We start from the raw sequence: 231 nt of genomic DNA on the forward strand, positions 1-231 counted from the left end.
ATATGGAAATCACGTGCTTTTTTCACTAACTCCGCAAGCTCTTCACGTGAGAAGATTGCAACTCCATTTGTTTCCTGCACATCTTCATACGGTTCACTTAATAAAGCTGTTCTACCGCCAAAAGAGCCATCAGAAAAAATTTTCATCGCTCCAAATTCAATATAATGCTCATTTTCATATTCTTTTCGTTCATGTGCTACTTCATGGTGAACGAGCAAATGTGCTTTAAAT

The 231-nt window shown here is 37.2% G+C and carries 1 protein-coding gene; it reads right to left on the minus strand.

From position 1 onward, the window contains the following. The coding region (locus SB658_RS28050; protein ID WP_410603882.1) for an amidohydrolase family protein at positions 1-231 on the minus strand (231 nt) is incomplete at both ends.

The organism is Bacillus sp. SIMBA_008 (assembly GCF_046535495.1).
In the GTDB taxonomy this organism is placed as follows: domain Bacteria; phylum Bacillota; class Bacilli; order Bacillales; family Bacillaceae; genus Bacillus; species Bacillus subtilis.